The sequence below is a fragment of the Leifsonia sp. C5G2 genome (assembly GCF_013359685.1).
Taxonomy (GTDB): Bacteria; Actinomycetota; Actinomycetes; order Actinomycetales; family Microbacteriaceae; genus Leifsonia.
Genome location: NZ_JABFMV010000003.1, coordinates 154,807 through 179,899, shown reverse-complemented (window position 1 = coordinate 179,899; position 25,093 = coordinate 154,807). Strand labels below are relative to the sequence as shown.

General features: G+C 72.2%; 26 protein-coding genes. 9 read left to right on the top strand and 17 right to left on the bottom strand.

What is annotated here, in order from left to right:
• The first annotated feature begins 20 nt into the window (after positions 1–20).
• Positions 21–467, top strand: a complete 447-nt coding sequence (locus HNO83_RS05575; RefSeq protein WP_249776516.1) for an SIP domain-containing protein — start codon at positions 21–23, stop codon at positions 465–467.
• A 61-nt stretch (positions 468–528) separates the two neighbouring features.
• Here HNO83_RS05575 and HNO83_RS05570 read toward each other — a convergent pair whose 3' ends face one another.
• Genes HNO83_RS05570 through HNO83_RS20545 form a run of 7 tightly spaced genes read right to left on the bottom strand, consistent with a single transcriptional unit; the run spans position 529 to position 7,740 of the window.
• Positions 529–1,374, bottom strand: coding sequence for an SDR family NAD(P)-dependent oxidoreductase (locus tag HNO83_RS05570; protein WP_175336521.1), 846 nt, complete (start codon positions 1,372–1,374; stop codon positions 529–531).
• Complete coding sequence (locus HNO83_RS05565; protein ID WP_217498773.1) at positions 1,371–1,769, bottom strand: Fe-S oxidoreductase; 399 nt, start codon at positions 1,767–1,769, stop codon at positions 1,371–1,373. The genes HNO83_RS05570 and HNO83_RS05565 overlap by 4 nt, the downstream gene beginning before the upstream one ends.
• Positions 1,727–3,178 (bottom strand): dihydrolipoyl dehydrogenase family protein, encoded by a 1,452-nt coding sequence (locus HNO83_RS05560; protein WP_175336519.1) that lies wholly within the window; start codon positions 3,176–3,178, stop codon positions 1,727–1,729. The genes HNO83_RS05565 and HNO83_RS05560 overlap by 43 nt, the downstream gene beginning before the upstream one ends.
• Positions 3,179–3,232: 54 nt before the next feature.
• Complete coding sequence (locus tag HNO83_RS05555) at positions 3,233–4,018, bottom strand: crotonase/enoyl-CoA hydratase family protein (protein WP_175336518.1); 786 nt, start codon at positions 4,016–4,018, stop codon at positions 3,233–3,235.
• Between the two features lie 10 nt (positions 4,019–4,028).
• On the bottom strand, positions 4,029–4,907 hold the full coding sequence (locus HNO83_RS05550) for an arginase family protein (protein ID WP_349627083.1): 879 nt from the start codon (positions 4,905–4,907) through the stop codon (positions 4,029–4,031).
• Positions 4,904–5,653, bottom strand: a complete 750-nt coding sequence (locus HNO83_RS05545) for a PspA/IM30 family protein (protein WP_175336517.1) — start codon at positions 5,651–5,653, stop codon at positions 4,904–4,906. Before HNO83_RS05545 ends, HNO83_RS05550 begins: the two co-directional genes overlap by 4 nt.
• A gap of 53 nt (positions 5,654–5,706) precedes the next feature.
• On the bottom strand, positions 5,707–7,740 hold the full coding sequence (locus tag HNO83_RS20545) for a TPM domain-containing protein (protein WP_175336516.1): 2,034 nt from the start codon (positions 7,738–7,740) through the stop codon (positions 5,707–5,709).
• A gap of 146 nt (positions 7,741–7,886) precedes the next feature.
• Between HNO83_RS20545 and HNO83_RS05535 the strand changes: the two genes are divergently transcribed.
• Complete coding sequence (locus HNO83_RS05535) at positions 7,887–8,624, top strand: gamma-glutamyl-gamma-aminobutyrate hydrolase family protein (RefSeq protein WP_175336515.1); 738 nt, start codon at positions 7,887–7,889, stop codon at positions 8,622–8,624.
• 100 nt (positions 8,625–8,724) lie between these two features.
• Here the strand turns inward: HNO83_RS05535 and HNO83_RS05530 are convergent, their stop codons facing one another.
• The 8 genes from HNO83_RS05530 to HNO83_RS05495 all read right to left on the bottom strand — a co-directional run bounded on the left by HNO83_RS05530 (position 8,725) and on the right by HNO83_RS05495 (position 17,314).
• Complete coding sequence (locus HNO83_RS05530; RefSeq protein ID WP_349627096.1) at positions 8,725–9,360, bottom strand: protein-L-isoaspartate(D-aspartate) O-methyltransferase; 636 nt, start codon at positions 9,358–9,360, stop codon at positions 8,725–8,727.
• Positions 9,361–9,382: 22 nt separating this feature from the next.
• Positions 9,383–10,390 carry an N-acetylglucosamine kinase gene (locus HNO83_RS05525; protein ID WP_175336513.1) on the bottom strand — a complete coding sequence of 336 codons (1,008 nt, stop codon included), beginning with the start codon at positions 10,388–10,390 and terminating at the stop codon, positions 9,383–9,385.
• Positions 10,387–11,658 carry a 6-phospho-beta-glucosidase gene (locus tag HNO83_RS05520; protein ID WP_175336512.1) on the bottom strand — a complete coding sequence of 424 codons (1,272 nt, stop codon included), beginning with the start codon at positions 11,656–11,658 and terminating at the stop codon, positions 10,387–10,389. The genes HNO83_RS05525 and HNO83_RS05520 overlap by 4 nt, the downstream gene beginning before the upstream one ends.
• 3 nt (positions 11,659–11,661) lie before the next feature.
• Complete coding sequence (locus HNO83_RS05515; protein ID WP_175336511.1) at positions 11,662–12,570, bottom strand: carbohydrate ABC transporter permease; 909 nt, start codon at positions 12,568–12,570, stop codon at positions 11,662–11,664.
• Complete coding sequence (locus tag HNO83_RS05510; protein WP_175336510.1) at positions 12,567–13,547, bottom strand: carbohydrate ABC transporter permease; 981 nt, start codon at positions 13,545–13,547, stop codon at positions 12,567–12,569. The genes HNO83_RS05515 and HNO83_RS05510 overlap by 4 nt, the downstream gene beginning before the upstream one ends.
• A 10-nt stretch (positions 13,548–13,557) precedes the next feature.
• Positions 13,558–14,889 (bottom strand): ABC transporter substrate-binding protein, encoded by a 1,332-nt coding sequence (locus tag HNO83_RS05505; protein ID WP_175336509.1) that lies wholly within the window; start codon positions 14,887–14,889, stop codon positions 13,558–13,560.
• A 75-nt stretch (positions 14,890–14,964) separates the two neighbouring features.
• A complete protein-coding gene (locus HNO83_RS05500) occupies positions 14,965–16,110 on the bottom strand; it encodes an ROK family transcriptional regulator (protein ID WP_175336508.1) in 1,146 nt (381 codons plus the stop codon).
• Positions 16,111–16,318: 208 nt separating this feature from the next.
• Positions 16,319–17,314: an SDR family oxidoreductase gene (locus tag HNO83_RS05495; RefSeq protein ID WP_175336507.1), complete on the bottom strand. Its 996-nt coding sequence runs from the start codon at positions 17,312–17,314 to the stop codon at positions 16,319–16,321.
• A gap of 163 nt (positions 17,315–17,477) precedes the next feature.
• Between HNO83_RS05495 and HNO83_RS05490 the strand changes: the two genes are divergently transcribed.
• Together HNO83_RS05490 and HNO83_RS05485 are read left to right on the top strand one after the other, a co-directional pair.
• Complete coding sequence (locus tag HNO83_RS05490) at positions 17,478–18,728, top strand: mechanosensitive ion channel family protein (protein WP_349627082.1); 1,251 nt, start codon at positions 17,478–17,480, stop codon at positions 18,726–18,728.
• Entirely contained in the window at positions 18,725–19,159 is a 435-nt protein-coding gene (locus HNO83_RS05485) for a hypothetical protein (RefSeq protein WP_175336506.1), read from the top strand. The genes HNO83_RS05490 and HNO83_RS05485 overlap by 4 nt, the downstream gene beginning before the upstream one ends.
• 95 nt (positions 19,160–19,254) lie before the next feature.
• On the opposite strand, the gene HNO83_RS05480 is transcribed toward HNO83_RS05485, so the two are convergent.
• Positions 19,255–19,980, bottom strand: a complete 726-nt coding sequence (locus HNO83_RS05480) for an alpha/beta fold hydrolase (protein ID WP_175336505.1) — start codon at positions 19,978–19,980, stop codon at positions 19,255–19,257.
• 266 nt (positions 19,981–20,246) lie between these two features.
• On the opposite strand from HNO83_RS05480, the gene HNO83_RS05475 reads away from it, so the two are divergent.
• The 5 genes from HNO83_RS05475 (at position 20,247) to HNO83_RS05455 (ending at position 23,945) form a co-directional block, all read left to right on the top strand.
• A complete protein-coding gene (locus HNO83_RS05475) occupies positions 20,247–21,122 on the top strand; it encodes an endonuclease domain-containing protein (RefSeq protein WP_175336504.1) in 876 nt (291 codons plus the stop codon).
• A gap of 36 nt (positions 21,123–21,158) precedes the next feature.
• Complete coding sequence (msrB, locus tag HNO83_RS05470; protein WP_175336503.1) at positions 21,159–21,605, top strand: peptide-methionine (R)-S-oxide reductase MsrB; 447 nt, start codon at positions 21,159–21,161, stop codon at positions 21,603–21,605.
• Between the two features lie 11 nt (positions 21,606–21,616).
• Positions 21,617–22,126 (top strand): peptide-methionine (S)-S-oxide reductase MsrA, encoded by a 510-nt coding sequence (gene msrA, locus HNO83_RS05465; RefSeq protein WP_175336502.1) that lies wholly within the window; start codon positions 21,617–21,619, stop codon positions 22,124–22,126.
• 149 nt (positions 22,127–22,275) lie between these two features.
• A complete protein-coding gene (locus tag HNO83_RS05460) occupies positions 22,276–23,136 on the top strand; it encodes an ABC transporter ATP-binding protein (RefSeq protein WP_175336501.1) in 861 nt (286 codons plus the stop codon).
• Positions 23,133–23,945: an ABC transporter permease gene (locus HNO83_RS05455; protein WP_349627081.1), complete on the top strand. Its 813-nt coding sequence runs from the start codon at positions 23,133–23,135 to the stop codon at positions 23,943–23,945. The genes HNO83_RS05460 and HNO83_RS05455 overlap by 4 nt, the downstream gene beginning before the upstream one ends.
• A gap of 14 nt (positions 23,946–23,959) precedes the next feature.
• Here the strand turns inward: HNO83_RS05455 and rlmC are convergent, their stop codons facing one another.
• Entirely contained in the window at positions 23,960–25,090 is a 1,131-nt protein-coding gene (rlmC, locus tag HNO83_RS05450) for a 23S rRNA (uracil(747)-C(5))-methyltransferase RlmC (RefSeq protein ID WP_175336500.1), read from the bottom strand.
• Positions 25,091–25,093: the final 3 nt, after the last annotated feature.

Genomic DNA, 25,093 nt, shown 5'->3' with positions numbered 1-25,093 from the left:
GTTAGGCATGCCTATACTCGATGGCGATGCACCGCCCCGACCACGCCACCCACACCGCCTCGACCGCGCACCTGGACGACCGCGTCCAGTACCTCGTCGTGGGCGACGAGACGTCGCTCGGCGCACTTGAGGCCGAACTCGCGCTGCTGCCGCTGTGCGCCCGCGGGCGGGTCTTCGTCGAGGTCGCGGACGCGTCCCAGATCGTGCCGCTGGCGTCTCCGCTGCGCATGACGGTCACGTGGCTGCCGCGGTCCCGCCGCAGCGGCCGTCCCGGCACGGGCGAGCAGTGCGCGCCCGGCGAGGCGGCGGTCCGGGCCGTGCGGGCCTGGTGCGACGAGATGCTGTGCGACGGCCCCGGCGCGACGCGCGCCGTCGTCGCAGGCGGCTTCACCCTCGCCGCCGACGTGCGGGAGCACCTCGCCGAGGTCGTCGGCATGCCCGACGACGCCCTCACCGTCCTGCGCTGACGCGCACCTGGTTGACGCGACACGCCGTCTCGCAGAGGTGCGCCACGGCGTGTCGTGTCACCTAGGCGGGGACGTCCAGCCCGACCAGCCCCACGCTGGCCGACCACAGGTCGCGGCCGAGCTGCGCGTTGCGTGCCTGGGGATGGGTGCGGCCGTTGGCGCGAAGCCGATCGAAATAGGTGCCGCTGGGCGCGCCCACCGCGGCCGGGCCGGCCAGCCGGACCAGGGGAGCGGCACCCTCGGCGACCGGGATGCCGAACGTGCTCCGCGTCACCAGATGCCCGAACCGCACGAGCGGCGACTGGTTGCCGAAGTTCGTGGCGATTGTCCCGGGATGGAACGAGAACGCGGTCACGCCCGTCCCGGTGAGCTGCTCGGCCAGCTCCACCGCGAACAGGATGGTGGCGAGCTTGGCGGTGCCGTAGGCGCGCCAGCCGGCCCGCCACGGCCGCCTCTCCCAGTCGAGGTCGTCCACCCGCAGGTCGCCGAACCGGTTCGCGAGGCTCGCGGTGGAGACCACGCGCACGTCGCGTCCGGAGGCGGCCGACTCGATCAGCCGTGGACGCAGCAGCGCGGTCAGCAGGAACGGCGCGAGGTGGTTGGACTGGATGGTGCGCTCGTACCCGTCGACCGTCAGCGCGTGCTCGTGGTAGAGCCCGCCCGCGTTGTTGGCGAGCACGTCGATGGTCTCGTAGCGGTCGAGCAGGGCCTCCGCGAGCGCCCGCACGTCGTCCAGCCGCTCGAAGTCGGCCAGGAACGGGGTCGCGCCGATCCGCTCGGCGACCGACCTCGTGCGCTCGGGGTTGCGGCCGACGACCGCCACCTCGTCGCCTCCCGCAGCCAGCTGCTCCGCGGCGACCGCGCCGATGCCGGAGCTCGCACCCGTGACGATGACGGTCCTGGTCATCGGTATCCGCCCTTCTCGAGGCCCGCCTCGATCTCGAACCGGTTGCGCAGCGGGTCACGCCCCGCCACGAAGTAGAGCAGCGGGAACAGCATCCCGTAGCGCTGCCACTGCCGCTTGTGCACGGCCTCGTGCTCGAGCACGTCGTCCGTCACGTTGTGGTCGGTCAGGTAGACGCCGCCGACGCAGGAGCCGCCGCGGCCGAACGTGGCCTTCGGCATGCCGCGGAACACGACCAGCCCGGCCCGGCGCTCGACGCGTCCGGTGCTCCAGAGGAAGCCCCAGGTCAGCCCGACCGCGGTCGCGTAGAGGTAGCCGAGGCGGCTGATCGGCGAATCGAACAGGAGACGGCGGATCACTCCTCGGGCCGCCCGTACGTCTCCAGCAGCCGCAGCCAGACCTCGCTGACCGTCGGGTACGACGGGACCGCGTGCCACAGGCGCTCCAGCGGCACCTCGCCGACCACGGCGACGGTGGCGGAGTGCAGCAGCTCGCCGACGTCCTGCCCGACGAAGGTGACGCCGAGCACCACCTTCCTGTCCTCGTCGACGACCATGCGGGCCGTGCCCTCGTAGCCGTCGGCGACGACGTGGGCGCCCGAGACGCTGCCGATCTCGTAGTCGACGACACGGATGCGGTATCCGGCCTTCTCCGCGCGCTCGGCGGTCAGCCCGACCGACGCCACCTCCGGGTCGGTGAAGGTCACCTGCGGCACCGCCTCGTGGTCCGCGGTCGCGACGAAGGCGCCCCACGGTGCGAGCGAGACGTCGCGGCCGTGCGCGCGCGCCGCGATGGCGTCCCCGGCGGCCCGCGCCTGGTACTTGCCCTGGTGGGTGAGCAGGGCGCGGTGGTTGACGTCGCCGACCCCGTACAGCCAGCCGCCGTCGACCGGATCGCCGTCGGCGCCCAGCACGCGCATGCTGTCGTCCACGTTCAGCCAGGCGCCGTCCTCCAGCCCGAAGGCGTCGAGTCCGAGGCCGGAGGTGCGCGGGAGGCGGCCGGTCGCGACGAGGAACTCGTCGGCCTCCACCACGGTGCCGTCGTCGAGGTGGATGCGGAAGCCGCCGGCCTCCGTCCGCTCCACCCGCTCGGGCTGCACGTCGAGGTGGAGGGTCGCGCCCAGCTTCTTCAGCGACTCCGTCACCTTCTCGCCGGCGAACGGCTCCTGGCCGCCGAGCAGCCCGCTGCGCGCGATCAGGTGCACGTCGGTGCCGAACCCCGCGTACGCGGTCGCCATCTCGGTCGCGACGACACCGCCGCCGAGGATCGCCAGCGACACCGGCACGCTCTGCACGCTCGTCGCCTCGCGGCTCGACCACGGCTCGCTCTCCCGCAGGCCCGGGATGTCGGGCATCAGTGCCGCGGACCCGGTCGCCACCGCGACCGCGTGCTTCGCGCGCAGCACGGTGACCGTGCCGTCCTCCGCGGTCACCGTCACCTCCCGCGGCGCGGTGACGACGCCCCAGCCGCGCACCAGGTCGATGCCGGCGCCGGTCAGCCACTCGACCTGGCCGTCGTCGTTCCAGTTGCTCGTCATGTCGTCGCGGCGCTTGAGCACGGCGGCCACATCGAGCGGGCCGGTCACGGCCTCGCGCGTGCCGCCGACCCGCTGAGCGGCCCGGAGCAGGGCGCCGCTCCTGAGCAGCGTCTTGGAGGGCATGCACGCCCAATAGGAGCACTCGCCGCCGACCAGCTCGGCCTCGACGATCACCGTCTTCATGCCGCCCTGGACGGCCCGGTCGGCGACGTTCTCGCCCACAGCGCCCGCGCCGATGACGATGACGTCGTAGTCCCTGGTCTCGCTCATGCCTTCTCCCTCGTCCTCTGTCTCAGTTCGTGCCCGGCCGGTGGATCGGATGGCTCAGCGGCCCACGAAGCGCGCCTCGGTGCGGGTGAGGAACGCCTCCATCCCGATCCTCGCGTCTTCGGTGCCGACCAGCCGGACCAGCGCCGGCTGCAGCTCCGCCTCCGCGGCGGCGTCGCCGTCGCGCACCGCCCGCTTGGCGTTGGCGAGCGCCGCCTGCACGGCGAGCGGCGCCTGCGCGGCGATCCGCTCGGCGAGCTCCAGCGCACGGTCGAACTGCGCGCCGTCCTCGACGACCTCCTGCACCAGGCCCATGCGATGCGCCTCGGCGGCGTCGAACATGTCGCCGGTGAGGATGTAGCGCATCGCGTTCCCCCATCCCACCGCCCGCGGGAAGCGCAGCGTCGCACCGCCGAAGGGGAGTATGCCGCGCGTCACCTCGATCTGGCCGAACCGCGTGCCCCGTGCGGCGACGGCGACGTCGGAGGCGAGGATCAGCTCGATGCCGAGGGTGAGGCAGGTGCCCTGGACGGCGATCACCACCGGCTTGGTCAGCTGCCGGCCGGAGACCTGCCACGGATCGATCGCGTCCTCTCCGACGAAGGAGAGGCCGTCGCGGCCGATGCGCGGTCCGAGGTCGGCGAGGTCGAGGCCGGCGGTGAAGTGCTCGCCGACCGCGTGCACGAGTCCGACGCGCAGCTCCGGGTCGCGCTCCAGCTCGCCGTAGGCGTCGGCCAGGGCGCTGAGCAGCTCGAAGTCGGCGGCGTTGCGCTTCTCCGGACGGTTCAGGCCGATGAGCAGCACGTGCCCGCGCCGCTCGGTGAGGATCTTGGGCTCGCTCATGCTCCCCACGCTACTGCCCTCCCGAGGAGGTCGCGGGGGCGCCGGGGACCGGCCCGGTCAGCGCGCCGAGCACGCGCAGGATCACGGCGAGGTCGCGCCCGGCCGCGTCCGGCGACTCGGGGGCGAACTCGGTGACCCCGGCGCCGGCGAACGCGAAGCGGGCGCGCAGGGCGCGGATCGCGTCGGTCAGGCGCTCGGGCAGCACTCCGAACGGGACCGGCGAGCCGACGCCGTCGATCGCCGACGGGTCGAGCACGTCCAGGTCGATGTGCACGTAGACGGCCGTCGCGCCGGTCGCCGCCACGGCCTCCACGACCCGCTGCGGGTCGTCGAGCTCGGCGACGCCGACGACGCGGATGCCGGACGCCTCGATGAACGCCGCCTCGCCGTCGTCGAGCTCCCGCGTCCCGGCGAGCACGATCCGACCGGGGTCCAGCCGTGTCGCACCGGTGGCGGCGAGTCCGTCCGGCGCCTCTCCGAGCAATGCCCGGACCACCATCCCGGTGAACGCGCCGGAGGGCGACGACTCGGGGGTGTTCAGGTCTGCGTGCGCGTCGAACCAGACCAGGGCGACCGAGTGGTCGGGATGCGCCGCGAGCGCGTGCTGCACGGCGGCCAGCTCCACCCCGCAGTCGCCGCCGATCGTGACGACCGGGGCCTCGAGCAGGGCAAGCTCGGCCTCCGTGGCATCGCGGACGGCGGTGAGGGAGGAGAACCGGTTCACGCCGGTCCCGAGCGACTCGCCTGCGGCCGCCGGCACCGGCACGCGGTGCGTGCGGGCGGCGGGGAGGTCGCCGTGGATGGCCTCGGCTCCGTCGATGAGCCGCATCGCGCGCGACGACCCCGAGCCCTGCCACTGCGGGACGACGAGGAAGGAGGCCCCGCTCACCCCTCGGCGCCCGACGTGACCGCCGCCTGGCTTCCGCCGCCCGACTTCAGGGCCGCGAGCCGCGCCTCCACCTCGGTCATCTCGCCGAGGTCGTCGAGCTGCTCGAACTGGGCGTCGAGGCTCGAGGCCGCGAGCTCCTGCTGGCCGCGCACCCGGGCCTCCTCGCGGCGGATCTTCTCCTCGAACCGGGACACCTCGCTGGTCGGGTCCATGATGTCGACGCTCTTCACCGCGTCGATCACCTGCGACTGCGCCTGGGCGGCCTTGGCGCGCGCGATCAGCTCGGCGCGCTTGGTCTTGAGCTGCTCCAGCCGCTCCTTCATGCCGTTCAGGCCCGCCTTGAGCTTCTCGACCACCTCGGTCTGCGCGGCGATCTGCGGCTCGGCGGCCTTCGCCTCGTTCTCCGACGAGATCTGCCGCTGCAGCGCGACCTTCGCGAGGTTGTCGAACTTGTCCGCGTCGGCGGTGTTGCCGGCCGCGCGGTACTGGTCGGCCTGGCGGCTCGCAGCCAGCGCCTTGTCGCCCCACTCGGCAGCGGCCTCCACGTCTTCGCGGTGGTCGTCCTCCAGCAGGCGCAGGTTGCCGATCGTCTCCGCGATGGCGCTCTCGGCGTCAGCGATGCTGTTCGTGAAGTCGCGGACCATCTGGTCCAGCATCTTCTCCGGATCCTCCGCCTGGTCGATCAGGGCGTTGATGTTCGCCCGCAACAGCTGCGAGATCCGTCCGAAGATGGACTGCTTCGCCATGTGCTCTTCCTTTCGCTCCCGCCCCCGATGGGCGCTTGTGGTCGTGTGAGGGGTCAGAACCGTCCGCCGCCGCGGCGGCTGCGGGTCCCGCCTCCGCCGAAGCTGCCCGCGCTGAAGCCGCCGCCACCGCCGCTGCCGCCCCAGTTCCCGCCGCCGCCCCAGCCGCCGCCTCCGCCCATGCCGCCGCGCAGCACGGAGTCGATCAGGATGCCGCCGAGGATGGCTCCCATCGCGCCGCTCCCGCCGCCGCGACCGGAGGTGCCGCCGCCGAAGATGTCGCCGAGGCCGCCCTGCTGCGGCTGGAAGCCGCCGACGTCCTGCTGGGCGAGCTGCGTCGCCTCGTCGGCGAGCTGCGCGGCGCGCTGCGCCTGCGCGAGGGCCGAGACGGGATCGGCCGCGGCGGTCTGCTCGGCCTGGACGACGAGCCGCCCGGCCTCCGCGAGCCGCGTCCGCGCCTCGGGGCCGACCGCGCCGCGGCGGGCGGTGATGAAGTCCTCACAGGCGGAGACCCGCGCCTTCGCAGCGAGCAGGGTCTGCTGCAGCATCGACTGGGCGCGCTGCGTCTGCGCCCGGGCGTCGCGCACGCCCTGCAGCACGCCGTCGATGGATCGGTTGGCGGCATCCAGTCGCTGCGCGATCTCCAACGGGTTCACGCGACCGGCGGCGAGCTTGGACTCCACATCCTGCACCGTCTGCTCCGTGCCGGCGACGGCCGCGGCGATGCTGCCGCCGGGGTCGCCGGCGCCGGCGAGGGCCTTCGCCTCCGCCAGGTCGCTGCGGAGCTCGGCCAGGGTCGCGTCGAGGGACTGCTGCGCGGCCGCGAGGTCGGAGGCGAGCCGGTCGACTGCGTCGAGGAGGAGGCCGGCCTGGTCGGCCGACTCCTCGGCCGCGCGCACCCCGATCGCCGCCGCCCCGGCGTCGCCGGCCGCGGCCTTCTGCGCGGCGCCGGCGAGGGCCGTGTCGGTGAAGTCGAGCCGGTCGGTCGCCTGCTCGACGTTGTCGTGCACGGTCGCGAGCGAGGCGTCCGTGTAGCGCTGCGCCAGCCCGTCGAGCGTCGAGCGCGTGGTCGCCAGCCGCTGCCGTAGCCCGGCCGCCTGCGTCTGGATCTCGCTGCTCGCCTCCGGGATGCGCTTCTCCAGCGCACGCAGCTCATCGAACGCGTCGGCCTGGGCGTCGAGCGCCTGGTTCGCCGCCGTGCAGAGCTGCACGATGTGGATGTTCCACTCCCGCCGCTGCTCGTCGGTGTCGGGCTCCGCGTCGTCGAGCCGCTGCTTGAGGGTGAAGGCCTCGCGCAGCTGCGCCTTCGCCTGGTCGAGCGCGGTCTGGAAGGGGACGACCGCCTCGGCGCCGTACTGCGCGGTGGCGAAGCCGAGCTCCTCCTCGCTCGTCCGGATGGCGTCGTCCGTCTGCACCAGGGCCGACCCGGCGCGGCGCTCCAGCTCCTTCAGCGGGATGCTCTGCAGCTCGCTCTGCGGCGTCGCCGGGCCGGCCGCGGCCTGCTTCTTGCGGCTGCTGCGCGAGCGGACGGCGAAGAACACCACCAGCCCGACGACGATCACGCCGCCGATGAGCACCCAGAAGAACCACGCGCCCCCGCCGCCTCCGACCGCGTCCCCGAGTCCCGTGGCCGCCGCGACTCCCGCGCCCGCCCAGTCGCCGGCGTGGAGCTTCGGCTCGACGTCGTTCTGCTCGATGCTGTCGAGCTGGTTCGGGCTCACCGGCCCCTCGTCGTCGCCCGAGAGGTAGTAGGTGCGGCCGTCGGTCGACACGGCGAGCAGGTAGTCGCGCTGGCCGAGGCCGTTGCGCGCGGCCGTCTCGTTGGCCCAGTCGGCCGCGTCGGCCGGGTCGGTGAACCGGTCGACGTAGACCACGTACAGGTCGATGCGGTGCTGGTCGTACAGCGTCTTGGCGGCCGCCGTGACCTCCGCCTCCTGTGCGGCGGTGAGCACCCCGGCCTCGTCGACGACGTGGTTCGGGCCGAGATCGACCGGGTCCTGGGCGGCGGCGGGCGCGGTCGCGGCGAACAGGGCACCCGCCACGAGGCCCAGCGCCACCAGGCCACCGGTCAGCAGACGTCGCAAGCGCATGCACCCACTCTCTCGGGTCCGGCTGATACCCAGCCGAGTCTATTGGGGTGCTCCGGCAGTGTCACTGTTTCGGCCTGTTACAGGGTGGGATGCGGCCGTTGGCGACGACTGGTGGGATGGGGGAGTCGGGTCGAGAGGAGGAGCGCATGTCCCTGCAGCCCACCCTGGCCGTCGTCGAGGCCACGCGCTTCCGCGGCCACGACCCCGCGTACCACGACTACGTGCAGCTGCTGGTCGGCAACGTCATCGCCGCCGCGAACGAGGACGGCTGGAGCGTCCGCCGGCTCGCCGCCGACGCCGGGACGGACCCGCTGCTCGACGCGACCGCCGACGTCGACGCGGTCGTCATCGTGGGCGGGGAGGACATCCACCCCTCGTTCTACGGCGCGCAGACCGGGTACGCGAACGAGTCGCGGCACCTGCCCGAGGCCGACGCCGCGCAGATCGCGCTCGTCCACAGCGCGCTGGAGCGTCGTGTCCCGCTGCTCGGCATCTGCCGAGGCCTGCAGATCGTCAACGTCGCCCTCGGCGGAACCCTCGTGCAGGACCTCGGCGAGCAGTGCGTCCATGTCAACCGCGGGGTGCCCATCCCGCAGGTGCTCACCACGCACACGGTGCTGCCGGAGGCGGGGAGCCGCGTCGCCGAGCTGCTCGGGTCCGGCCCGGTGCCGGTGCGCAGCGCCCACCACCAGGCCGTCGACGCCCTCGGCGCCGGCCTCGTCGTCAGCGCCCGGTCGCACGACGGCCACGTCGAGGCGATCGAGCACGCGGAGGCCCCCGTGCTCGCCGTGCAGTGGCACCCGGAGGACGTCGCGGCCCCCGCAGGCCAGCTCTCCGCCCTCCTCGGCGCGCTCGCCGCACTCGCCGCCCGCGTCCCCGCCTGACGCTTCCCCCTCCCCGTGAGGTGCTCGCGCATGCAGCACCTCGCGCGGAAAACGCGCATCTGCGAGCACCTCAGCGGCGGGCCGGAGAGGGAGAGACGGTCTAGGGGACGGGCCAGCCCTGGGCGCCGAGGAGCGGGACGAACGCGACGGAGCCGAGGCTCGTCTCCCGCAGCGAGCCGTCCGCCAGCCGCTCGAACAGCGCGAGGTGCTGCGCGCGGCCCGGACGGCCGACCGGCATGACGATGCGCCCGCCCGCCGCCAGCTGCTCGACCCACGCCCGCGGCACCGACGGACCGGTCGCCGCCGCCACGATCGCGTCGTAGGGGGCCGCGGCCGGCCAGCCCAGTGTCCCGTCGCCGGTCACCACCTCGACCCGGTAGCCGAGCGCCTCCAGCGTCGCCGCCGCGCCGACCGCGAGATCCGGATGCCGCTCCACGCTCACGACGCGGTGGCCGAGCTGCGCGGCGACGGCCGCCGCGTAGCCCGATCCGGTCCCGACGTCGAGCACGCGGTCCTCCGGGCCGATCCGCGCGGCCTGCAGCATGAGCGCCACGATGTACGGCTGCGAGATCGTCTGCCCGTCGCCGATCGGCATCGGGTGGTCCTCGTACGCGTACGGCGCGGCCGACTCCTCCACGAACAAGTGTCGAGGCACACGTCGCATCGCGTCGAGGACCCGCTGGTCCTCGATCCCGCGGCGGGCGAGCTGCTCCTCGACCATCCGCGCGCGTTCGATGCTGTGGTCGTGGTCCGTGCGCCTATTGAACCACCGCGGCGGGTCGCTGCTCCAGAGTGCTCCTGGCGTTCTCGACCGCCGTCGGGCCGGCCCCGGCGGACTCCAGCGCGAGCATCGCGGCGCCCAGGATGGGACGGGCCGTCACGAGCTCCATCCGCGCCAGGGGAGACCGCTCGGCGAGCAGCCGCTCCACCGTCCCGAGCAGCCGCTCGTCGCGGCCGCCGATGACGCCGCCGCCGAGCACGACCGGGACGGGCCGGTCGAGCAGGTCGAGCCTCCGCAGCGTGGTCACGGCGAGCGTCGCGATCTCCTCCGCCTGCTCGTCGACGAGGGAGGCGGCGATGACGTCGCCCTCCCGCGCGCACGCGAACACGGTCGGCGAGAGGCGGGCGAGGTCGCGATTCGGGAGGCGACCGAAGTGCAGCGCCTCGATCACCTCCTGCACGCTCCCCAGGCCGAAGGTCGCCGGGACCGCCTGCTCCAGCGCGGTCCGGGCGCCGCGCCCGTCGGCCGCGCGGGCGGCGAACCACAGGGCGCGCTCGCCGAGGTGCCAGCCGCCGCCCCAGTCGCCCGAGATGGTGCCGAGCGACGGGTAGCGGATGGTGCGGCCGTCCGCGCGCACGCCGACGCCGTTGATGCCGGTGCCGCAGACGACGGCGACCGCATCCGGCTCGTCCGTCCCCGCCCGGAGCAGGGCGAAGAGGTCGTTGTCGACCGTCGCAGCGGCCCACGGCGTCCCGGCGATCGCCGCGCGGAAGGCGTCGATCTCGCTCGGCAGGTCGAGGCCCGAGAGGTAGAGGTTCACCGCGGCGATGGTGCGCGGCCCGGTCTGCTCCAGCAGCCGGCCGATCAGGGCGGACACCAGGTCGGCCGACTCGCGCATCCCGATGAGGTGCGGGCTGGAGGTGGTCCCGCGCGCCTCGGCCACGACGGTCCCGTCGAGCTCGAGGGCGACGGCGTCGGTCTTCGAGCCGCCGCCGTCGACCGCGATCGCGAGGGGAGCGCCGAGCGGCGCCTCCGCGGTCGTCACTTCGCCCACTCCAGGTGCTCCCGGTTGTGCGCGATCAGCAGGTCGGTGAGCTTCTCGGCCTTGTCGTACTGCCCGACCAGGGGATGCGCGAGCATCGCACGCAGCACCCGGTCGCGGCCGCCGTGCACCGCGGCCTCGAGCGCCAGGCGCTCGTAGCCGGCGACGTGGGCGATCAGCCCGGCGTGGTCCGCGGGCAGCGGGTCGACCGGCAGAGCGGTCACCCCGCGCGCGTCGACCGTGGCCGGCACCTCGATGACGTGGTCGTCCGGTAGGAACGGCAGCGCGCCGTCGTTGCGCAGGTTGACCACCTGCACGTCGCCGCGGTCTCCGGTGAGCGACGCGATCAGGTCGACGGCGGCCTCCGAGTAGAAGGCGCCGCCGCGCTGCGACAGCTGCTCCGGCTTCGTGTCCACCGCCGGGTCGCCGTACAGCTCCAGCAGCTCGCGCTCCACGCGCTGCACCGCTTCCGCACGCGTAGGGGAGTCGAGCTGCTCGCGCAGCACCTCGTCGTGCGCGTAGTAGTAGCGCAGGTAGTAGCTGGGCACGTCCCCCAGCAGCCGGATCAGCGAGGCGGGAAGCTCGATCTCCTCGGCCAGCTGCTCCAGCCGGTCGTGCAGCAGCTCGGGCAGCGCGTCGCGCGTGCCGGAGGCGTCGGTGACGAAGGCCGCGCGCTCCCAGGTGAGGTGGTTGAGGCCGACGTGGCCGAGCCGCACCTGGCCGGGCTCGACGCCGAGCAGCCCCGCGAACCGGCGCTGGAAGCCGATCGCGACGTTGCACAGTCCGACCGCACGGTGCCCCTCCTGCAGCAGCGCGCGGGTGACGATGCCGACCGGGTTGGTGAAGTCGACGATCCACGCGCCGGGCTTCGCGTGCCGGCGCACCTCCTCGGCGACCCGGAGCACGACCGGGACCGTGCGCAGCGCCTTCGCGAAGCCGCCCGGGCCCGTCGTCTCCTGGCCGATGCAGCCGCACTCGTGCGGCCACGTCTCGTCGCCGTGCCGGGCCGCCTGGCCGCCGATGCGCAGCTGCAGCAGCACGACGTCCGCGTCCGCGACCCCCGCGACGAGGTCGGAGGTCGGGACGATGCGGCCGGGATGCCCTGCGGCGCGGAACATCCGCTGGCTCATCCCGCCGACCAGCCGGAGCCGCTCCGGGTCGGGGTCGACCAGCCACAGCTCCTCGATCGGCAGCACGGCCCGCAGCCGCGCGAACCCGTCGATGAGCTCGGGGGTGTAGGTGGAGCCGCCTCCGACGACCGTCAGTTTCACGTGTTATCCCTTCACGCCGGTGAGTGTGATGCCCTCCACGAAGACGCGTTGGGCGAAGAAGAAGATGAGGACGACGGGCACGGTCACCAGCATCGTCATGGCCATGGTGAGTCCCCAGTCGGTGCCGTGCACGCCGCGGAACGACGCCAGCCCGTAGGCCACCGGCCAGGCGGCGGGGTTCTCCGAGGTGTACAGCAGCGGGCCGTAGTAGTCGTTCCAGGAGGCGAAGAACAGGAAGATCGCGGTGGCCGCGATGCCGGGCTTCGCCATCGGGATGACCACCCGCCACAGCACGCCGAACTCCCCGTTGCCGTCGATGCGCGCCGCGTCGGAGTACTCGCTGGGGATGGTGAGGAAGAACTGCCGCAGCAGGAAGATCGAGAACGCGTCCCCGAGCAGGTTCGGCAGGATCAGCGGCCACAGCGTCCCGGTCAGCCCCAGCTGCGACCACATGACGTAGATCGGGATGGCGGTCACCTGCGGCGGCAGCAGCATCGCGATGATGATGACCGTGAACAGCACGCCGGAGCCGCGGAAGCGGATCTTCGCGAGCGCGTACGCCGCCGGGACGCTGGAGATGAGCATGAACGCCGTCGCCAGCACCGCGTACAGCGCCGAGTTGGCGAACCACTGCGCCAGCGGGACGGTCGTGAACACCTTCACGTAGTTGTCCCACTGGAACGGCTGCGGCCACAGCGACGCGGTCAGCGTCTGCTCGCTCGACATGAGCGAGGTGAGGAAGACGAAGACCACGGGCGCGATGAACAGCACGGCGAGCACGACGAGCACCGCGTGCTCGGCGATCCAGGCGAGGATGCGCCGTGCCCGGGCCGAGCGCGGCGTCGGGATGCGGCGGGGCGCGGGTGGCCGGGAGGGCGTCGCCGTGTCGGGGGAGAGGGTGGCGGAGGTCATTGGGCGCCTTCCGGGGTGAACGCCTTGAAGCGGCGCAGCAGCAGGACGAGGATGACGGCCGCGACGACGAACAGCAGCACCGCGAGCGCCGAGGCGTAGCCCAGCTGGTAGGTGCCGAAGCCGCGCACGTACAGCCACTGCGTGTAGGTGAGCAGGGAGCCGTCCGGGTAGCCGAGGTTGGTGCTGATGCCCTGGCCGACGACCGCCTTGCCCGACGCCACGGACGACGCGACGGCCGCCTCCGTGAAGTACTGGATCGCCGCGATGACGCCGGTGACGACGGCGAACAGCAGCACCGGCGCGATGGAGGGCATGGTCACGTAGCGGACCTTCTGGACGCCGTTCGCCCCATCCAGGGACGCCGCCTCGTACTGCTCCCGCGGCACGTCGAGGAGAGCGGCCAGGAAGATGATCATGATGTCGCCCATGACCCAGATGCCGAGCAGCACCAGCGACGGCTTCGACCAGGCGGGGTCGTTGAACCAGAGCGGCCCCTTGATCCCGAACCAGGCGAGCACCTGGTTCACCGGTCCCGTGCCCGGGTTGAACAGGAACACGAACGCCACGACGCTCGCCACCGGCGGCACGAGGGCCGGCAGGTAGAAGATCGTCCTCCAGATGCCGGACGCGCGGCGCGCCCGGGCGAGGAGCCCGGCGATCAGCAGCGCGAACGCCGTCTTGACCGGGACCCAGATCACCACGAACCACAACGTGTTCAGCGTGGCCAGCCAGACGTTCGGGTCCTGCGTGAACAGGTACTCGTAGTTGCGCAGGCCGATCCACTGCGGCGGCGACACCAGGTCGAACCGCGTGAACGAGTAGTAGAGGGACGCGATGAGCGGGTAGACGAAGAAGATCAGCAGCCCGAGCAGCGCCGGTGCGAGAAGCGCGAGGGTGACGAGCGAGCGCCGACGCCGGGCGCCGGAGCGTGCGGGGCGGGCGGCGACCCGCCCCGCACGGTCGATGGTGGCGGTCATCTCGGTCGGCTCACGGCCCGGTGCTCAGCGCGAGCGCGTCGTCGATCTGCTTGTCGACCGACTTCAGGCCCGCGTCGAGGTCGCCGCCCTGGCTCTGGTACTTGTTCCAGTAGTCCTCGAAGGTCTGCTGGTACCCGGCGCCGAGCGGGCTCGCGGGGGTCGTCTGCACGTTCTTGTCCGACGAGATGTCGAGGAACGTCTTGAACTGCTCCGAGACCTCCAGCTTCGGCGAGGCGAGCGCGTCCTTCGTCGTCGGCACGTTCTTCAGGCCGTTGGCGAGCTTCACCACGGCGTCCGTGTCGGTCGTGAGGTACTTCAGCAGCGCCCAGGCGAGCTCGGGATGCGTCGACCCCTTCGAGATGCCGATGATGTTCCCGGTGATGTAACCGCCGCCGTACAGCTCAGTGTGGTCGTCGGCGGTCGGGAACGGCGCGGTGCCGTAGTTCAGCTTCTTCGCCTGGTCGTCGATGAACGCCGTGCGGTACTCGCCGTCGAGGTTCATCGCCACCTGGCCGGTCTGGAACGCGTTGTCGGCCGAGAACTCCTGGCCGAGGCCGGAGGTGAAGGCGTTCAGCTTGTCCCAGCCGATCTTGTCGACGAAGCCCTTCTGCCACGTCATCAGCTGCTTCCAGCCGTCGCTCGACCCGACGGCGCTCTTTCCGTCGCTCTTCAGCCACTCGGCGCCGGCGGCCGGCCCGTAGTGGGCCGCGGAGTTCTCGTACCAGCCCATGGTCGGGTTGAAGCCGAGGGTCTTGATCGAGCCGTCCCCGTTGAAGGTGGTCAGCTTCTCGGCCATCGACTCCAGCTCGGTCAGCGTCTTCGGCGGCGCGGTGTACCCGGCGGCCTGCAGCAGGTCCTTGTTGTAGTAGAGGCCGTAGACGTCGGCGAGCATCGGCATCGCGCAGCGGGTGCCCTTGTACTCGGTGTACGACTTCACCGTGTCGGAGAACTGGCCCATATCGACCTTGTCGCGCTCGATCACCTTGTTGAGGCTGCGGAACGCGCCGTTGGAGCAGAAGTTGCCGACGATGTCGGTGGAGTAGGAGAGACCGACGTCGACCTTGCTGCCGGTCGCGATGGCCTTCTGCAGCTTCTCGTCGTCCTGGCCGGAGTGGACGTCGACCTTGATCTTCGGGTACTTCTTCTCGAAGTCGTCGACGACCGATTGGATCACCTTCGCCTCCCGGTCGGAGAAGAAGTGCCAGAACGAGACCGTGCCGCTGAGGTCGCTGGGCGCGGTGTCGCTGAAGCTGCCGCCTCCGGAGCCGCCGGAGCAGCCGGAGAGGGCGAGCGCTGCGGCCGCGGTGATCGCGGCGGCGGCGATGAGATGACGGTGTTTCACTGTGGCTCCCTCACTGTCGGTGGTGCCTGTGGTGTGAATGCGGGTGGGATGGATGGTGCGGTGCGGTCGCGGGCGCTACGGTGCGATCCGCGACACTTCGGCGAAGAGCGCATCGCGCACCTCGCCGACGAGGTGCTCCCGTGCTCCACGGAGCACGGGGTGGGCGGCGACGCCGGTGGCGACGACGCTCCGCTCGCCCCAGGCGGGGCGGAGTTCTCGGGTGACGAGCTCGGCGAGGCGGGGGCCGCCGGCGAAGCCGGTCGGTCCTCCCAGTACGACGAGCTCGGGGTCGAGGAGGGCGAGCACCGGCACGACGCCGACGGCGACGCGGCGGGCGAGCTCGAGGAGGAACGCGTCCCGCGCGTCGGTGTCGCCCGTGAGGTCGGCGCCGAGCCCGTGGGCGGCCGCGAGGGCGGTGACCGCGGGGCCGCCGATCAGGTCCTGCAGGTCTCGCGCGTCCGCATCCAGCTCGGCCGCCGAGTGCGGGATGGGCAGGTAGCCGATCTCGCCCGCGCCGCCCGACGCGCCCCGGTGGACCGTTCCGCCCTGGTCGACCGACAGGCCGAGGCCGTCGCCCATCCAGAGCAGGGCGAACCCGCCGGTGTCGCGGCCGGCGCCATCCGTGCGCTCGGCGAGCGCCGCGAGGTTCACGTCGTTGTCGATGCGGACTGCGAGCCCGAGCGCGTCCTCCAGCCGTCGCCGGATGCCCTGCTTGGGCCAGCCGGGCAGCGTCTCGATGTAGGTCAGCTCGTCGGTGCGCGGGTCGAGCGCGCCCTGCACGCCGACGCACACGGCGCCGACCCGGTCGGCGTCGGCTCCGGCGGCGGCGCACGCGGCGTCCACCGCCGCGCGGACGTCGTCCTCGGGGGAGCGGCCGGCGAGCGGGGTCACGGCGATCGGGCGCTCCTCGCCGGAGGCGTCGACGACCGTCGAGCGCAGTGCTTCGGCGTCGATGTCGATCGCGACGCCGAGCATCCGGTCGGTGCGTACGGCGTAGCTGGCGGCGTTGGGGCCGCGGCCGCCGGAGACCTCGCCGACGGCGTGGATGAGGCCGGCCGTCTCAAGCCGCGCCACCATCTGGGCGGCGGTCGGCTTGGAGAGCCCGGACAGCTCGCCGATGCGGTTGCGGGTGAGCACGCCGTGCTCCAGCAGCAGCGACAGCGCGGTGCGGTCGTTGGTCTCGCGCAGCCACCCGGGGGTGCCGCGAACGGGTCCGGCCATCCTCATCCCTTCGTTGGAACGATCCTCGTCCGGAAATGTATCAGGAAAGTTTCTTTATAGTAAAGACCCTGTTTCGGCCGCTGCGTCGAACAGGGAGGAACTCGCGGTCGATGTCGCCCGAAAAGCAGGAAACGGAGGACATCCGGGCCGCCAGTGGGCACGGGTCCTCCGTCTCCTGCACCGGCCGGAGCCGGGAGAGCGGCTCGGCTCAGCCGAACGCGCGGGCGTGCTCCACGAGCCGGTCGAACGCCGCATCCAGGTCGGGGTCGACGCGCTGCCGGTCGGCGTCGGCCAGGTACCACTCCACGATCTCGCCGGCGCCGCGGGCGAACGGCACGCGCGCGCTGAAGCCGGGCACGAGCGCCTTGACCTTGCTGTTGTCGAAGTGCATCGAGTGCGCCTTGTCGCCGATGAGGCCGGGTCCGAGGTCCGGGATCGCTTTGGCGATCGACTCGCTCGCCACGTGCACGAGGTCGGCCTCGACGCCGAGGGCCTCCGCGAGGTAGCAGTAGATCTCGTCCCAGGTCGGGGCCTCGTCGCCCGTGATGTGGAAACTGTCCCCGACCGCCTCCGGCCGGCCGAGCAGCCCGGTGAAGGCGACCGCGAAGTCCGTGTTGTGGGTGATCGTCCAGCGGCTCGTGCCGTCGCCGTGCACGACCACCGGTGCGCCGCGGCGCATCCGCTCGAGGTCGGTCCAGTGGCCGGAGGTCGGGATCAGGGTGCGGTCGTAGGTGTGCGACGGACGCACGATGGTGACGGGGAAGCCGCGGTCGCGGTACGCCTCGACGAGCACGTCCTCGCACGCGATCTTGTCGCGCGAGTACTGCCAGAACGGGTTGCGCAGCGGGGTGGACTCGGTCACCGGCACACGCGACGGCGGCTTCTGGTACGCCGAAGCGGAGCTGATGAAGACGTACTGGCCGACCCGGCCCTCGAACAGCTCGAAGTCGGTGCGGACGTGCTCCGGCGTGAAGGCGAGGAACTCGGCGGCCACGTCGAAGCTGCGCTCCCCGAGCACACGGTGGACGCTCTCCGGGTCGCGGATGTCGGCGTGCAGCACCTCCACGCCGTCGGGCAGCGGCCGGGTGGAGCTGTTGCCGCGGTTGACCACCGTGACCTCGTGCCCCTGCCCCAGCGCCTCCGCGACGCAGGCGGAGCTGATCACGCCCGTCCCGCCGATGAAGAGTGTCCGTGTCGCTGCCATTCCCGCTCCTTCACGTCGTGGTCGCGGGTCCGCCGGACACCGCCCGAAGGGCCAGGCTAGTCCGGTCCACCGGCTCCCGCGAGCGCCCGGACCCGGCGGGCCGCGCGCGCGGGCGGCGTACACTGCGTGCCGAGTTCCGACCCTCCGAGGAGATCCTTCACCCGTGTTCCCCCTGCGCAGCTGGCCCGGCCTCGCGCTGGCCTGCCTTCTCGCCGTCGTCGTCGCGGTCGTCGTCACCGCCGTCCTCGCCCTGATCCTGCGGCTGATCGGGCGGCGCCGGCAGTGGCCGGAGTTGCTGATCCGGCACGTCCGCGTCCCTTTCCGGCTGTTCCTGCTCGTCATCGTGCTGTGGATCGCCGTGACACTCGCGCTGCCGCCGGACGTCACGGCCGCCTGGCGGTCGGGCCTCCACCACACGTTCCTCATCCTGTCGATCGCCACCGGGGTGTGGTTCGCGGCGGCCTTCCTGATCTTCGTGGAGGACCTGGGGCTCGCCCGCTACCGCTTGGACGTGCCCGACAACCGGTACGCGCGGCGCGTGCGCACGCAGGTGCTCATCCTGAGGCGGCTCACGGTCGTGGCCGCCGTCGTGATCGGGCTCGGCGCCATCCTGCTCACCTTCCCGGCGCTGCAGGCCGCGGGCGCCAGCCTGCTCGCCTCCGCCGGGATCATCGGCATCATCGCCGGTGTCGCGGCCCAGTCGAGCCTCGCCAACCTGTTCGCCGGCATCCAGCTCGCGTTCTCGGACGCCATCCGGATCGACGACGTCGTCGTCGTGGAGCAGCAGTGGGGCACCATCGAGGAGATCACGCTCACCTACGTCGTGGTGCACGTGTGGGACGACCGGCGGCTGGTGCTGCCGTCGACGTACTTCACCACGAAACCGTTCGAGAACTGGACCCGCCAGCACAGCGAGCTGCTCGGCTCCGTCGAGTTCGACCTCGACTGGCGCGTCTCCACCGGCGGGATGCGCGCCGAACTCAACCGCATCCTCGCCACCACCGACCTGTGGGACCACCGCACCGGGATCCTGCAGGTCACCGACGCGGTCGGCGGCTGGGTGCGGGTGCGTGTGCTCGTCACGGCGAAGGACGCGCCGACCCTGTTCGACCTCCGCTGCCTGGTGCGGGAGCGCCTGATCGACTGGATGCAGCGCTACTCTCCCGTGTCGCTGCCGCGCCAGCGCGTGGAGCTCGTCGAGGAGCCGGAGCAGACGGAGCGCCCGCCGCGCGCCCGCACCGAGGAGGAGGGCCGCCTGTTCAGCGGGACACCGGAGAACGAGCAGCGCGCGCAGCAGTTCACCGACGCCGTCCCCGTCATCCGGGATGTGGACGGCCACCCCGTCGCGGTCGACCCGGACGACCCCGCGTCGCGTGCCGCCGACCCCGACCCCGACCAGAAGGAGATCCGATGACCGACCGCTCCGACGACGCCCACACCCGACCCGACGGCATGGATGACGCCACGGTGGAGGCGCTCGGCAGCCTCTCCGAGGCGCTCGAGGTGATGGAGCACGCCCGCGGCCTGCTGTACGGGTTCCACCGGCTGACCGGCAAGGCGGACTTCACGCTGGGGGAGGCGGCCGGGAAGCTGCGCGACGCCGGGCACGCCGAGCTGGCGGACCGGATCGAGCGGGAGCTGGTCGGCCGGAACGTGATCGAGGGGCGCTGGACGTTCCAGATCGTGGAGGACTTCGACGACGGCTACTACGCGCTGTTCACGGAGCTGGAGCGCGAGGCCCGCGACCGGCTGGCCGGCGGCCGCCGCCACCTCTACGAGGCGGAGCTCAAGGAGCAGCGGCGGACGCACGGCGAGCCGGGGCACGAGGCCCGGCCGACGTCCTAGTGGCTTGCGTCGGAGATTCGGCCGCGGTTCGTTCGAATCTCCGACGTCAGGCGGCCCTGACGGAGATTCGAACGTTCGAGCGCTGGTGTGCCCGCTTAGGTCAAGGACTCGGCCGCGGCGACGATCATCCCGACCGCCACATCCGGCGCCGACAGCATCGAGACGTGACTGGAGGGCGTCTCGACGATGGTCGCGTCGGCCCGCTCGGCCATCCGGCGCTGCAGGGCGGGCGGGATGACCCGGTCCTCCGTGCCGACGACCGCCCAGACCGGCAGGCTCCGCCAGGCGGGTGCGCCTGCCGGGGCGGTGTTGGCCGCGAGCGAGATCGGCCGCTGGCCCGCCGCGATCTGGTCGCGCGCCTCCTCCTCGAGATCCTGCGCGAAGAATTGGTGCACCGTCGACGGCTTGAGGTAGGCGTCGGCGTTGCCCTCCTCGGCGCCGGGGAAGCCGACGATGTCGAGCACCGTGGTCGGGTCGGGCACGTCGAGCGCGGAGCCCGAGCCGCCGAGCAGGCCGAACACCGTCTCGCCCTCGTCGGGCAGGAAGGCGTCGATGTAGACCAGGGCGCGCACGTCGCCGCCGTTCAGCCCGGCGGCGCTGATGACGGCCCCGCCATAGGAGTGGCCGACGAGCACGACGGGGCCCTCGGTGCGCTGGGCGACGAAGGAGGCCACGTAGGCTCCGTCGCCGGCGGCGCCGCGCAGCAGGTTCGGCGGGGCGAGCACGGTGAACCCGCGGTCGCGCAGGTCGGTGATGACCGGATTCCAGCTGGACGCGTCGGCCCAGGCTCCGTGGACGAGGACGATCGTGGGCAAAGCCATGGTGTTCCTGCTCTTTCGCTCGGTGCTGTGAACGGGTGCGGGCTCTCGGAACGGCGCCAGGCTACGGCCTTCGGGCGTCGGGCGTCTACCCGTGCCGCTTCGGTCGGGGATTCGGCCGCGGTTCGTTCGAATCTCCGACGTCAGGCGGCCCAGACGGAGATTCGAACGTTCGAGCGCTGGTGTACACAGGCGGAGTGCGTCGCGGGCTTTCCACAGATCCCGGGATCGGGACGAGTGGGTCTCCCGCTCGCCGGGATGCTGGAGCCATGATCGACGAACGAACCCTGCACCGTCTCGGCGGAATCGCCTCCACCCTCCAGCTGCGCGCCACGGGCGCCACGTCCGAAGACCTGACCGCCGCCGTCCGCGCGGGGGCGCTGCGCCGTCTGCGGCGGGGCGTCTATGCGCTGCCGGATGCGCCGCCCGCTGCGGTCGCCGCCGTGCTTGCGCGCGGGCGTCTCTCCTGCGTGTCGGCCGCGCGGACGTACGGCTTGTGGGCGGGATCGGACCCCCGGCTGCACCTTCGGTTCGGTGGGCATGCCAGGGCCGGCCCGGTAGAGGGCCCGCACGTGCGCCACTGGCTGCCGACCGAGCACTCGGCGGAGGTCTGGAGGGTGACGGTCGCCGACTGCCTGCGGTCGGTGGCGCGGTGCGCCGACGAGGAGACCGCGGTCGCGGTCTTCGACACGGCGCTGACCGCGGGCCTCGTGACCCTCCGGCAGCTGCGCGCGATCCTGGCCGGGCAGCCGGTCAACGCGCGACGGAGGTGGATGCTGGCACGACCGGGATCGGACTCCGGCGTGGAGTCGATCGTGCGGCAGCGACTGCAGGCGCGCGGTCATCTCGTCGAGCAGCAGGTGCAGGTCGACGGCGTCGGCCGAGTGGACATGCGGATCGACGGGGAGCTGTTCCTGGAGATCGACGGGTTCGCGTTCCACCGCGACCGGGAGGCCTTCGAACGGGACCGGGTGCGGGATGCCCGGCTTGCGGCTCGCGGGTCGCCGCGACTGCGGGTCTCCGCCGGCCAGGTGACGGACGACTGGCAGGCGGTGATCGACGCGGTGGATCGCGTCCTTGCGCACTCGGCGAACTCACAGGAACGGAGGGACCAACTGGGTGCTCCGCCGTGTTTCATCCACTGACGGCGTCGCAGCCAGCGCGCCGCACGAGGAGGAAACGTGACACTCGACTACCGCAAGGACCCGGAGGCTGTCTCCCGGCTCTCGCCGCAGCAGTACGCGGTGACGCAGGAGGCTGCAACGGAGCCCGCGTTCCGCAACAGGTTCTGGGACAACCACGACGAGGGACTGTACGTCGACATCGTGTCGGGGGAGCCGCTCTTCGCATCCGTGAACAAGTACGACAGCCGGTCCGGCTGGCCGAGCTTCACCGTGCCGGTGGAGCCGGGCAACATCGTCGAGAAGGTCGACCGCACGTACGGGATGGTGCGCACCGAGGTGCGGTCCGCTCACGGCGACAGCCACCTGGGTCACCTGTTCGACGACGGTCCCGCCGAGGCCGGCGGGCTGCGCTACTGCATCAACTCGGCGGCCCTCCGCTTCGTCCCGCTCGCAGAGCTGGACGAGGCCGGATACGGCCAGTACCGCTCGATCTTCGACAAGTAAGGAGCACGACAATGACAGAGAAGGCCATCCTCGCCGGAGGCTGCTTCTGGGGCATGCAGGACCTCATCCGCAAGCTGCCGGGCGTGACCGGCACGCGCGTCGGCTACACCGGCGGCGACGTCGCGAAGGCCACCTACCGCAACCACGGGACGCACGCCGAGGCGATCGAGATCGAGTACGACCCCGAGCGCACGAGCTACCGCGACCTGCTGGAGTTCTTCTTCCAGATCCACGACCCGTCGACCAAGAACCGGCAGGGCAACGACGTCGGCACCAGCTACCGTTCCGCGATCTTCTACGAGGACGACGAGCAGCGCCGCATCGCCGAGGACACCATCGCCGACGTGGACGCGTCCGGTCTCTGGCCGGGCAAGGTCGTCACCGAGGTCAGCCAGGCGGGCCCGTTCTGGGAGGCGGAGCCCGAGCACCAGGACTACCTGGAGCGCATCCCGTGGGGCTACACCTGCCACTTCGTGCGGCCGGGCTGGAAGCTCCCGAAGCGGGAGTCCGCGGCGAGCTAGCAGCGGCCGGCCCGGGCGGCGGGCCGCGGTGGCGCCGTGAGGGGGTGACCCTCGGGGCGCTCGCCGTGGTCCGCTGGAGATGCGGAGGCCCGTCTTGTATTGCGGCCACTGCGTGTCCGCACCACGGTCGCGTCCGCATAATGAAGACCATGCCGTCTGCGAACGCGATCTCCATCCGGGCCCTCCGCAAGTCCTACGGGACCTTCGACGCCGTGCGCGGCATCGACTTCGACGTCGCAGCAGGCGAGACGTTCGCCCTGCTCGGACCCAACGGCGCGGGCAAGAGCACCACCATCGAGATCCTCGAGGGGTATCGCGACCGTTCAGGCGGCGAGGTGTCGGTGCTCGGGGCTGATCCCGGCAAAGCGGGGACACGGTGGAAGGCGCGCCTGGGGATCGTGCTCCAGACCAGCGCCGAGGCGGGCAACGCGTCGGTGAGGGAGCAGCTCACCCACTTCTCGCGCTTCTACCCGGCCCCGCGGGACGTCGACGAGGTGATCGCCGCGGTCGGGCTCACGGAGAAGGCGAAAGCCCGGGTGCGCAGTCTGTCGGGTGGCCAGCGGCGACGGCTCGACGTCGCCCTCGGCGTGATCGGCCGACCCGAGCTCCTCTTCCTGGACGAGCCCACCACCGGCTTCGACCCCGAGGCCCGGCGACGGTTCTGGGACCTGATCCGCTCCCTCAAGAGGGAGGGCACCACGATCCTTCTCACCACGCACTACCTCGACGAGGCGGCACAGCTCAGCGATCGGGCGGCCGTCATCGCCCGCGGGCGGCTGGTCGACATCGGGGCGATCGGTGAACTCGGCGGCCAGGAGGCGCGTGTGCCGATCGTCCGCTGGCGCGACGCGTCGGGGTCCCTCCGCTCGGAGCGCACCGAGACGCCCGCGGCGCTGGTCGCACGGCTCACCGCCGACAGCGGCGGCGAACCACCGGAGCTGGAGGTGGTCAGGCCCAGCCTGGAGGACATCTACCTGGAGCTCGTCCACCGCGAGGAGGTGGCCTCGTGAGTGCAGCTGTGCTGGGGCTCGAACGGGTCCGCTACGAGACGATGCTCTACTTCCGCCAGAGCGACACCATCTTCTTCACCTTCCTCTTCCCGGTGGTCATGCTCGGGATCTTCTCGGTGGCGTTCCAAGGGCTGGGGAACGTCGGGGCCGCGCCCGACGGCACGGGAGGCATCAGCCGGGCGGCGTACTACCTCCCGGCGATGATCGCCGCGGGCATCCTGCTCTCCGGGGTGCAGAACCTCGCGGTCGACATCGCCGGCGAGAAGAGCGACGGGACCCTCAAACGGCTCGGCGGAACGCCGCTGCCGGTCATGTCCTACTTCATCGGCAAGATGGGGCAGGTGCTGGCGACCAGCATCCTCCAGATCGGCCTGCTGCTCGTCGTCGCGTGGCTCGCCTTCGGCGTCGAACTGCCGACGGAGCCGGACCTCTGGCTCCGCTTCGCCTGGATCTACCTGCTCAGCATCACGACCTCCGCTGTGCTCGGCATCGCGCTGTCGGCTGTGCCCCGCAGCGGGAGGAGCGCCACCGCCGTCATCATCCCGATCGTGCTCATCCTCCAATTCATCTCCGGGGTCTACATCCCGTTCGACGTGCTGCCCTCCTGGCTGCAGACGATCGCGAGCATCTTCCCGCTGAAGTGGATCGCCGAGGGGATGCGCAGCGTCTTCCTGCCCGCCGACTTCGCCTCGCAGGAGCCGAGCGGCAGCTGGCAGCTGGGATGGATCGCGGTCGTGCTGCTCATCTGGCTCGTCGCCGGGCTGGTGGCCTCTCGCATCACGTTCCGCTGGATCCGCAAGGACGGCTGAGGCGGGCGGCGACGCTAGGCGGCGGACCGCTCCAGCAGGACGGCGACCTCCAGGTGGCCGGTCTGCGGGAACATGTCGAGGACGCGGCCGGTCCGGATGCGGTACGACGGCATCCGGGCCAGGTCGTGGGCGAGGCTCTTGGCATTGCAGCTGGAGTACACCACCGACGGCACGCCGGAGTCCTCGAGCCAGCCCGCGAGCTCCGCGCCGATGCCGCGGCGCGGCGGGTTCACGATCACGAGCTCCGGGGTCGTCTTCGCGTCGCGCGCGAACGCGGTGGCGTCGCCCGCACGGAACGCCACGTGCGGCAGCGCGGCCGCCGACGCGGTCGCCCGCGCGCTGCGCACGGCCTCCCGGCTCGTCTCCACCCCGACGACCCGGCGCCCGGGGGCCGCGACGTTGAGCGCGAAGCCGCCGACACCGCAGTACAGGTCCCACACGCTGGCGGGCGACACCGCGTCCACCCAGTCGGCCACCTGGGAGTACAGCGCCTCGGCCACGGCCGTGTTGGTCTGGAAGAACGACTGCGGGCGCAGCCGCAGCGGCACCGCTCCCACCCGCATCACGAGCGAGGCGTCCGGGGTCAGCACGACCTCCCGGTCGCCCTCCACCACGGCCTTGTGCTCCGGCTGGATGTTCGCCGTCACGACGCGCGCGGAGGGCAGCGCGGCGCGCAGCTCCGGGAGCCGGGCGCGGATGCGGGCGACGACGTCCTCCGACCGCACCACGAACCGGATCATCAGCTCGTCGTCGGGGGAGAGGGTGACCAGCACGTACTTGAGGTCGCCACGACGCTCCGGGACGCTGTAGGGCGCGAGCCGGGTGCGCGTCACGAAGTCCGCGATCACCGGGAGCGCGGCGCGGATGCCCGGGGCGCAGATCCCGCACTCGCGCAGGTCCACCCCGCGGCCGTTCTCGTCGAGGATGCCGATCGTGGGGGAGTCGACGGTGCCGCCGATCACCATCTTGGCCTTGTTCCGGTAGCCGGACTCCGCGCTCGCCACCGGCGGCAGCCAGACGGCGTCGCCGAAGGCGGCGAGCAGGTCGCGGGCGTGCGCGTCCTTGTCCGCCAGCTGCGCGGCGTACGGCACGCCCATCAGGGTGCACGAGCGGCACACGCCGGCGTCGAAGTACGAGCAGTCCATCCC